We start from the raw sequence: 8,507 nt of genomic DNA on the forward strand, positions 1-8,507 counted from the left end.
ACCCCTCCCGAACGGACCCCGCAACGCGACGCCCTCGCCCACCCTGCTGCTCAGCTCCGTGGTGCAGGCCAAGGGGCATGGTCGCGCAGCGGCCCGACCGTCAGGCCCGCCTCGCGGCAGTCGGTGACGATCGCGGGCAGGGCGTCGAGGGTGGCGCGCCAGCAGTCGGTGGCGGCGAAGCCGTCGGAGTCGTGCAGCAGCACCGTGCCGCCGCCGCGCAGGTCGGCGGCGACCAGGGCGCGGACGGACTCCGCGGTGGCGTCCGCGAGCCAGTCCCTGGCCCAGACGGACCACAGCACCGGCCGCAGCCCGGCCCGGCGGGCGGCCAGCAAGCGGCCGGAGGTGAGGATGCCGTACGGCGGGCGGTACCACTGCGGCCGGTGTCCGGTGAGGTCGTGGACCGCGCGCGCGGCCCGGGCGACGCCCGCGCTCTCCCGGGCGACGGCGGGCCGCCAGGGCCGGTCGTGGGTCCAGCCGTGCACCGCCACCTCGTGCCCCCGCCGGGCGGTCTCCTCGACGAGCTCCGGATGGCGCAGCGCGCGCTCCCCGAGGACGAAGAAGGTGGCCCGTACGCCGAGCCGGTCCAGGGTGTCCAGGAAGCGGGGCGTGGCCACCGGATCCGGGCCGTCGTCGAAGGTCAGGGCGATGTGGTGGCGGGGGCCGGTGCCGGCGAGGCGGGGGAACAGCGGCAGCCGCACGCTGCGCAGCCACGTGGCCGCCGGGCCGATGTGGGCTCCGGCGACCCCGAGCGGCAGCAGGACGGCCGCGGTGCGCCAGGCGCGGGCGGACGTGGCGGACATCGGTGACCTGCCTCAGTGCTCGTGGCCCATCGGGATGTGGGCGCCGTTTCCTTCCGGCTTTCTCTCGCCGGGTGTATCCCAGCCTCGGCCCTCGGACGAGGCGTGCGCCAGTCCGACGCTGCCCGCCCCGATCAGTGCGATGCCGGCGATCTCCGGGATCACCCGCAGCCCCAGCTGGATGGACTCCTCGAACACCGCCGCTCCGAGTGCGATGCTGGTGAGCGCGTCGCCCAGGGTGAGCGCGGGCTGGGAGGCGGCCAGCGACCCGGCGCTCAACGCGCTCTGCAGCAGCAGGAAGGCGAGAAGCCCGGTGACCGCCGTGGCGTACGGCGACCAGTGCGTGAACATCGCGCCCGGCCCGTGCGCGAGCCGCCCGACGGCCTGCTTGAGCAGCGCCGCCGTGAGGGCGAAGCAGACGGCGGAGGCGAGCCCGAGCAGCACGGCCCGGGACGCGCCCCGGCACGGGCGGGCGGCCAGCACGAGCAGCACCACGGCGCCGCACGCCGCGCCGCCGCCGACGAGCCACGCGCGCACCGGCGCCTCGGTGCGGCCGGCGGCCGGCGCGGCCGCCACCAGGAACAGGGCCAGTCCCACGGCGAGGGCGGCGAACGCCAGCCAGGTACGGCGCTCGGGGCGGCGCCGGAAGACGAGGCTGCCCACCACCAGCGTGAACAGCAGCTCCGCGGCGAGCAGGGGCTGAACGAGGGACAGGCTGCCCACGGCCAGCGCCGAGCCCTGGAGCACGGCGGAGAGCATCAGCAGGCCGACGCCCGCCAGCCAGTCCGCGCGCCGCAGCAGGCGCCCGAGCCGGCGTACTGCCCCAGCAGTCTTTTCCGGTTCGCCCACGGAGGCGGCCCGGCGCTGCAGCACCGAGGCGGATGCGTTCGAGAGGGCCGCGCACAGCGCCAGCACCACCGTCAGGGCCATCGCGGACGCTCACCCGAAGCGGGCGGCGAGCCGCCGGTAGAGCCCCGGCGCGGCGCCGCGCACCCGGGCGGGAAGCCGCAGCCAGCCGGGGACGTACACCTCGTCCTTGCCGCGGTGCACGGCGGTGACGACGGCGTCCGCCACCCGTTCGGGCGGCACGGGCCGGGGCCACGACCGCCGGTACGGGGCGCCGCGCCGGTCGAAGAAGGGCGTGTCGACCACTCCGGGGACCACATGGGTGATGCCCACGCCGGTGCCGCGCAGCTCGTAGCGCAGCGCGTCGGCGAACGCGGCCACGGCCGCCTTGGTGGCGGAGTACACCGCCTCGCCGCGCACGCCGACGCTGCCCGCGACGGAGCCGAGCAGCACGATGCGCCCGGAGCCGGCCGCGATCATGTGGGGCAGCAGGCCGCGCACGAGGTGCAGGGTGGCCAGCAGGTCGACGGCGATGAGTTCGTCGATGCGGGCGCGGGGCATGCCGGAGAAGTCCCCGGCCCAGCCGACGCCGGCGCCCGCCACGAGCAGGTCCACCCGGCCCAGGTGGTCGAGGACGGCCTCGGTCAGCCGGCGGTCGGCGCCGGGGCGGGTCAGGTCCCCGGGCACGGCCACGGCCGACACATCTGCGGCCACATGCTCCAGTCGGGTGATGTCGCGGCCGTTCAGCACCAGCCGCCAGCCGCCCTCGGCGGCCAGCCGGCGGGCCACGGCCGCGCCGATGCCGGAAGAGGCTCCCGTCACCACAGCCGTGCCGGCGCGCGTCGTCCGGTCGCCGGCGGGGGCGATCCCGGAAGGGGCCTCCGGGACGGGGGCCGCCACCGGTCGCGCTCGGTTGGACGGTCCTGCGGGGGACGGGGCATGGGACATGGTGACGACCTCACTGCGACGGTGTACACGGGCTCGCGGACTCCGGGGGCCGAACCCTCGCGGTGTATCCAGGGCGCCACACCTCGAAACGCCGCGCACGCGGAGCCGGCGCCCATCCGGCCCCGCGCCGGCCCGCCCGCTCGTCAGTCCAGGCCCGGTACCGGAGCGCCGGAGGGCACGCCGGCGCCGACGTAGCCGTCGTGGACCCTCCCGTCGCCCTCGGGCGACAGCCAACCGGAAAGAGGTCCAAGAGGCCGCCGTCAGCAGGGAGACGGCGGCCCCTCGCCCTGTCATGGCGACGGCGGCCTTCGGCAGTGCCGCCTTCCTCGTTCTCGTCCCGGGCGGCGCCGCGGTGCTGGTGCCGTGGGCGCTGACGGACGGCCGGCGCGCCGGCCAGTGGTGGCTGCCGGTGCGGCTCGCCGGCCTGCTCCCGCCGGCCGCCGGGGCCGCGGTGAGCCTGGAGGCCTTCACCCGGTTCGCGCCGCAGGGCCTCGGCACCCCGGCGCCCGTCGCACCGCCGGCACGGCTCGTGGTGAGCGGGCCGTACCGCCACCTCCGCAACCCGATCTATGTCGCGGTCGTCGGCGTGCTCTGCGGGCAGGGCCTGCTGCTCGCCCGGCCGGTGCTCTTCGCCTACGCCGCCGGAACCTGGGCGTTGACCTGGGCGTTCGTCCGCTGGTACGAGGAGCCGGGGCTGGTGCGCCGGTTGGGCGCGGACTACGAGCGCTACCGGCGCGCGGTACCGGCCTGGGTGCCGCGCCCCACCCCCTGGCAGGACGCTTGAGACGGGCACGGCGGGTAACTCGCGGGGCACGAAGCGATCAGGAGGGCGACGGAAAGAGGCGCCATGTCCGGCGAGGACGATCGTGAGGAACGGCCCGAGACGGCCGTGGAAGAGGTGCTGCGCGAGGTGGAGGAGGCCGAGAAGCGCGAGGACCAGGGACGTCGCGGGGGCGAGGCGGGGGACGCCATCACTCCGAACACCGGGGCCCAGGAGCAGTCGGAGGGCGAGTGACCGGCCGCCGGACGGCAGCACTGCCTCGCCGGAGCGCGGGTACCCGGACCCCATGAACCCCCCTGTGCGAGAACCCCGGCTGCCGCCCGGCCGGGGCCCCCTGTCCGCCGCGCTCACCGCGTACCTGCTCGGCACGGGCCCGCTCCCCCGCCCCGGGGGCGCCCAGGGCGCCGACCCCTACGGCGACGACCTGCACCTCGCCCTCTACCTGTGCTACGAGCTGCACTACCGCGGCTTCGCGGGCGTCGCCCCGCAGGCCGAGTGGGACCCCGGACTGCTGGGCCTGCGGGCCGCGCTGGAGCAGCGCTTCCTCGCCGCGCTGCGCGCCGACGCCCCCGCCCACGACGGCCTGGACGACGCGCTCGCCGCGCTCCTGGTGGAACCGGCCGAGGGCACGGGTGTCACCCATTTCCTGTGCGCCGAGGGGGAGTTGTGGCAGCTGCGCGAGTACGCGGCCCAGCGTTCCCTGTACCACCTGAAGGAGGCCGACCCGCACGCCTGGGTGCTGCCGCGGCTGTGGGGCCGGGCGAAGGCGGCGATGGCGGCGGTGGAGTACGACGAGTTCGGCGGCGGCCGGGCCGAGCGGGTCCACGCCCGGCTCTTCGCCGACCTGATGCGGGACCTCGGCCTGGACCCGGCGTACGGCCGCTATCTCGACGCGGCCCGCGCGGAGATGCTGGCCGTGGTCAACCTGATGTCCCTGTTCGGGCTGCACCGCGAGCTGCGCGGCGCGCTGGTGGGGCACTTCGCGGAGGTGGAGATCACCTCCTCGCCCGGCTCGCGCCGGCTCGCCGAGGCGATGCGCCGCACCGGCGCCGGACCGGCCGCGGAGTTCTTCTACGACGAGCACGTGGAGGCGGACGCCGTGCACGAGCAGGTGGTCCGCCACGAGGTGATCGCCGGACTGCTCGACGAGGAGCCCGAGTTGGCGGCGGACGTCGCCTTCGGCATCGACGCGACCGAATACCTCGAGGACCGGCTGGCCCGGCGGCTGCTCGGCGACTGGCGTGCGGGCCGGTCGTCCCTCCGCGCGCCCGTCGAGCCCGAAACGTCCCATACATCCTGATGGCCGGGGTACCCGGACCAGGTGATCGCTTTGACTCTTCCGGGCGTGTACGCCCCCCAGGACGACACCGCACTGCTGGCCGAGACCCTCCGCGAGGAGGCTCCCCCGCCCCGGGCGCGGGTGCTGGACGTGGGCACCGGAAGCGGGGCGCTGGCCCTGGCGGCGGCCCGGCAGGGCGCCGAGGTGACCGCGGTGGACGTCTCCCGCCGGGCGGTGTGGACGACCCGGCTCAACGCCTGGCTGACCCGGCTGCCGGTGCAGATCCGGCGCGGCGATCTCTTCGGCCCGGTCCACGGCCGCAGGTACGACGTGATCCTGGCGAACCCGCCCTATGTGCCGGCGCCGGACACCGGGCACGGACCGCGGGGCCGGTCCCGGGCCTGGGACGCGGGGCACGACGGGCGGCTGCTGCTGGACCGGATCTGCTGGGGCGCGCCCGCGCTGCTGCGCCCCGGTGGCGTGCTGCTGGTGGTGCAGTCCGCGCTGAGCGATCCCGAGCGCACGCTCGGCCTGCTGCGCGGTGCGGACCTGAAGGCCGCGGTGGTGCGGCGGCGCTGGATCGACTTCGGGCCGGTGCTGCGGTCCCGGGAGGAATGGCTCCGCCGGCGGGGGCTGCTCGCCCCGTCGGCCGAGAAGGAGGAGTTGGTGGTCATCCGTGCCGAACGACCCTGCTGACCGGGCCCGCCGGATCACCGTGCAGCGACGGGGGCCGCTGCTCGTGGAGGGGCCCGTGGAGATCGAACTCGAGGACGGCACGACGGTCTCCTCGGACCGTTTCCGTGTCGCTCTGTGCACCTGCCGGCGCAGTCGCCGTTATCCCTGGTGTGACACGAGTCACCGGCGCAAGGCCTGAGCACCGGCTGTTTTTCGCCGCCCCCCGGCAGGCCCCCCACGGGCCTGTCCGGGGAGCGGCTGTGTGCCCGGGAGCCGGCGGGCGGCCCCACTCCGCCCGTCCGGCCCCGGCGCGAGATCGCAGGTTCCCCGCTCCAGGGGGCCGCACTCCCCAGTTGCGGGCCTGATCCGGCGTCCGCGGGGACCCTCTGCGATCCCGGTCCCTGTTAGAACGCGAAGAGGCTGCCGCCGACGGCGTCCCTCTCGCAGGCGTTGCCGAAGGTGCGCTCGTAGGAGACGCGCTTGCCCTCCCACACGCCCTGGACGGTGACGACGACGGGGTCGTACAGCTTGGTGCACCACACGCCCTGGCTCGGCCTGAGGGCGGTGAAATCGCCGCCGACGCCGCGCAGTTCCGCACAGGCCTGCGCCGCGGCCGGGTGGGTCCCCGAGGGACCGGGGGCGCAACTGAGGGTGACGGCGCGCTCCGGGGTGGCCGTGGCCGCGTCGTTGCCGTGGCCGGTGGTCAGCACCAGCGCCGAGGGGGCGTAGAGCGACGACGGGGCGGCGCCCGGTGCAGCGACGGCGGCCCCGGTCAGGGGTCCGCAAACGGCGGCGGCCGTGAGGCCGAGGGCCGCTGCCCAGCGCGCGGTGTTCCGCATTGTGTGCATCCTTCCGCTCGAACAGACGAGGTGCCGGCTCGGGCCCGGTCGGGCACCGGAGCGGCGAGCGCCACTCTGCCGAGTCCACCGGCGAAACTCACATCGCACCCATGGGTTTCAGTAACCTTTCGTGTTGAAGCAGTGGCGTGAAGTCACGGAAATCGAACGCGGTGACCCTGGAACTGAGCGGTGCCGGGCCCCCGGGACCGGCCGGATGGCCGAAAAACAGCGCTTCGTTAATCGTCCTGAAACATTCCGGCCCGGACCCGTCCGGGCACGTGCATGACTCCCCGTGTTCACCCGGTGATCACTCCGGGGCGGTGCGCGCACCCGCGCCCGCGAGGCGGCCACCCGCGGCCCACGCCGCCGCCGACCGCCCGTATCGTCGGCGCTGCACGTGTACTCGGCGACGACGGCGGGAGCGACGGATGGCGAAGCACTGGGCGGACTTCCAGTACGAGATCTATCTGAACGGGATGACGGGCGCGGTCCCCCGGCTCCCGACCGACCTGACCCGGCTTGAGGAGCTCGCCGAACACCGGCTCGGGCCGGGCCCGGTGGGCTATGTGGCGGGCAGCGCCGGCGACGGCAGCACCGCCCGTGCCAACCGGGCCGCCCTCGCCCGGCGCCGGATCGTGCCGCGCATGCTGCGGGACGTGAGCGAGCGCGACCTGTCGGCCGAGGTGCTCGGGCGGCCCCTGCCGGCGCCGCTGGCCCTGGCGCCCGTCGGTGTGCTGTCGATCATGCATCCCGACGCCGAGTCCGCCGCCGCTCGGGCCGCCGCCGCGCAGGGCGTGCCGTACATCCTGTCGTCGGCGTCCAGCACGCCCATGGAGCAGGTCGCGGAGGCGATGGGGGACGCCGAGCGCTGGTTCCAGCTGTACTGGGGCAAGGACCGGGAGGTGACCCGGAGTTTCCTGGACCGGGCGAAGGCGTCCGGCTTCTCGGTGCTGGTGGTCACGCTGGACACCCCGCTGCTGGCGTGGCGGCCGCGCGACCTCGACCAGGCGTACCTGCCGTTCCTGCACGGGGTCGGCACCGCCAACTACTTCACCGACCCGGCCTTCCAGGCGGGTCTCGACAAGCCCGTGCACGAGGACCCGAACGCGGCGGTGCTGCGCTTCCTGGGCCTGTTCGGGGACCCCGGGCACAGCTGGCCGGACCTGGAGTTCCTGCGCGCGCACTGGGACGGTCCCATCGTCCTCAAGGGCGTACTGCACCCGGACGACGCCCGGCTCGCCGCCGACGCCGGGATGGACGGCGTGGTGGTCTCCAACCACGGCGGCCGGCAGGTGGCGGGATCGGTCGCGGCGGCCGACGCCCTGCCCCGGGTCGCGGAGGCGGTCGGCGACCGGCTGACGGTGCTCTTCGACAGCGGGGTGCGCACCGGCGACGACGTGTTCAAGGCGCTCGCGCTCGGCGCGCGGGCGGTGCTGGTCGGGCGGCCGTACGTCTACGGGCTCGGCCTGGACGGGCAGGCCGGCGTGGAGCACGTCATCCGCTGCCTGCTGGCGGAGCTGGACCTGACCCTCGCGCTGTCCGGGCACACCGGCCCGGCGACGGTCGGCGCGGCGGACCTTGTCGAGGACCCCGCCTGACCGACGCCGACGACGGCGGGCCGGCCAACCCCCGCCCACCCAACCCACACCGAAGCCGGGACGAGAACACGCCAACTCACCCCGGCCCAGGCGGCGGTCACACAGCCGACCCCGTCGGGACCGGCGCCGGCCGCGCTCCTTGCCTCGGCAGGCCCGTCCGCCGTGGCGACGGGCCGTCCGTGCCGGCGATCGACAGCGAACCGGACGCGGCCGACGGCGTGTCGGTCAGCCAGCGCTCGCCGGGCGAACCGTCCCGGACCTTGACGACCAGGTCCGCACCGGGTTGCCCGCCCGCGGTGGCGAGGGCGAGCGTCTGGTCCCAGCGGGTCACCAACTCGCCGTGCACGGTGAGGTCGTAGCGCACGTCGTTCCCCCGCCCGGACCCCGCGTCGGCGCAGGTGCCGAGGATCACCACGCCGGCGTCGGCGTGCGAGTCCAGGCACAGCCCCGAGTCGGCCCCGCTGCGCAGCAGCCCGTCCGCGTCGTACCTCCACTGCTGCGTGGCCGCCGCGGAGCAGGTGGCCAGGACCGCGCCCGCACCGGGCTTCGGCGTGCCCTTGATGTCCAGGCACAGACCGGCCCCGGCGTTGCGCAGCCGGGTGGGACGGCCGCCGGCGGGCAGGCCCGCGGTGCCGGGAGCGGTGGCGCGGGGGGCGGCGGAGCCGGGCGCGGCGGAGGTGACGGGGCCGGTGCCGTCTCCGCCGTCGGGCCACAGGCTGATCGCGAGGACGGTCGCGAGCAGCA

General features: G+C 75.7%; 11 protein-coding genes. 6 read left to right on the forward strand and 5 right to left on the reverse strand.

Features of this window, described 5'->3' with window-relative positions; genetic code table 11:
- Positions 1-50 precede the first annotated feature (50 nt).
- Genes ACLU3S_RS33950 through ACLU3S_RS33960 form a run of 3 tightly spaced genes read right to left on the reverse strand, consistent with a single transcriptional unit; the run spans position 51 to position 2,591 of the window.
- Positions 51-800, reverse strand: coding sequence for a polysaccharide deacetylase family protein (locus tag ACLU3S_RS33950; RefSeq protein WP_413955831.1), 750 nt, complete (start codon positions 798-800; stop codon positions 51-53).
- Between the two features lie 12 nt (positions 801-812).
- Entirely contained in the window at positions 813-1,727 is a 915-nt protein-coding gene (locus tag ACLU3S_RS33955) for a DMT family transporter (RefSeq protein ID WP_413955832.1), read from the reverse strand.
- A 9-nt stretch (positions 1,728-1,736) separates the two neighbouring features.
- Positions 1,737-2,591: an SDR family NAD(P)-dependent oxidoreductase gene (locus ACLU3S_RS33960; protein ID WP_413955833.1), complete on the reverse strand. Its 855-nt coding sequence runs from the start codon at positions 2,589-2,591 to the stop codon at positions 1,737-1,739.
- A 292-nt stretch (positions 2,592-2,883) separates the two neighbouring features.
- Between ACLU3S_RS33960 and ACLU3S_RS33965 the strand changes: the two genes are divergently transcribed.
- The 5 genes from ACLU3S_RS33965 to ACLU3S_RS33985 all read left to right on the forward strand — a co-directional run bounded on the left by ACLU3S_RS33965 (position 2,884) and on the right by ACLU3S_RS33985 (position 5,525).
- Complete coding sequence (locus ACLU3S_RS33965) at positions 2,884-3,375, forward strand: methyltransferase family protein (protein WP_413955834.1); 492 nt, start codon at positions 2,884-2,886, stop codon at positions 3,373-3,375.
- 63 nt (positions 3,376-3,438) lie between these two features.
- On the forward strand, positions 3,439-3,606 hold the full coding sequence (locus tag ACLU3S_RS33970; RefSeq protein WP_413955835.1) for a hypothetical protein: 168 nt from the start codon (positions 3,439-3,441) through the stop codon (positions 3,604-3,606).
- A 52-nt stretch (positions 3,607-3,658) separates the two neighbouring features.
- Positions 3,659-4,672: an iron-containing redox enzyme family protein gene (locus ACLU3S_RS33975; protein ID WP_413955836.1), complete on the forward strand. Its 1,014-nt coding sequence runs from the start codon at positions 3,659-3,661 to the stop codon at positions 4,670-4,672.
- A 21-nt stretch (positions 4,673-4,693) separates the two neighbouring features.
- Entirely contained in the window at positions 4,694-5,347 is a 654-nt protein-coding gene (locus ACLU3S_RS33980; RefSeq protein WP_413955837.1) for a HemK2/MTQ2 family protein methyltransferase, read from the forward strand.
- A complete protein-coding gene (locus tag ACLU3S_RS33985) occupies positions 5,328-5,525 on the forward strand; it encodes a CDGSH iron-sulfur domain-containing protein (protein WP_413955838.1) in 198 nt (65 codons plus the stop codon). Before ACLU3S_RS33980 ends, ACLU3S_RS33985 begins: the two co-directional genes overlap by 20 nt.
- A 205-nt stretch (positions 5,526-5,730) precedes the next feature.
- Here the strand turns inward: ACLU3S_RS33985 and ACLU3S_RS33990 are convergent, their stop codons facing one another.
- Positions 5,731-6,165: a subtilase-type protease inhibitor gene (locus ACLU3S_RS33990; protein WP_413955839.1), complete on the reverse strand. Its 435-nt coding sequence runs from the start codon at positions 6,163-6,165 to the stop codon at positions 5,731-5,733.
- A 428-nt stretch (positions 6,166-6,593) separates the two neighbouring features.
- On the opposite strand from ACLU3S_RS33990, the gene ACLU3S_RS33995 reads away from it, so the two are divergent.
- Positions 6,594-7,763: a lactate 2-monooxygenase gene (locus ACLU3S_RS33995; protein ID WP_413955840.1), complete on the forward strand. Its 1,170-nt coding sequence runs from the start codon at positions 6,594-6,596 to the stop codon at positions 7,761-7,763.
- Positions 7,764-7,860: 97 nt separating this feature from the next.
- Here the strand turns inward: ACLU3S_RS33995 and ACLU3S_RS34000 are convergent.
- A partial coding sequence (locus ACLU3S_RS34000; RefSeq protein ID WP_413955841.1) for an RICIN domain-containing protein occupies positions 7,861-8,507 on the reverse strand: 647 nt, incomplete at its 5' end.

Origin of the sequence: Streptomyces sp. AF1A (genome assembly GCF_047340315.1) — a bacterium.
GTDB lineage: Bacteria > Actinomycetota > Actinomycetes > Streptomycetales > Streptomycetaceae > Streptomyces.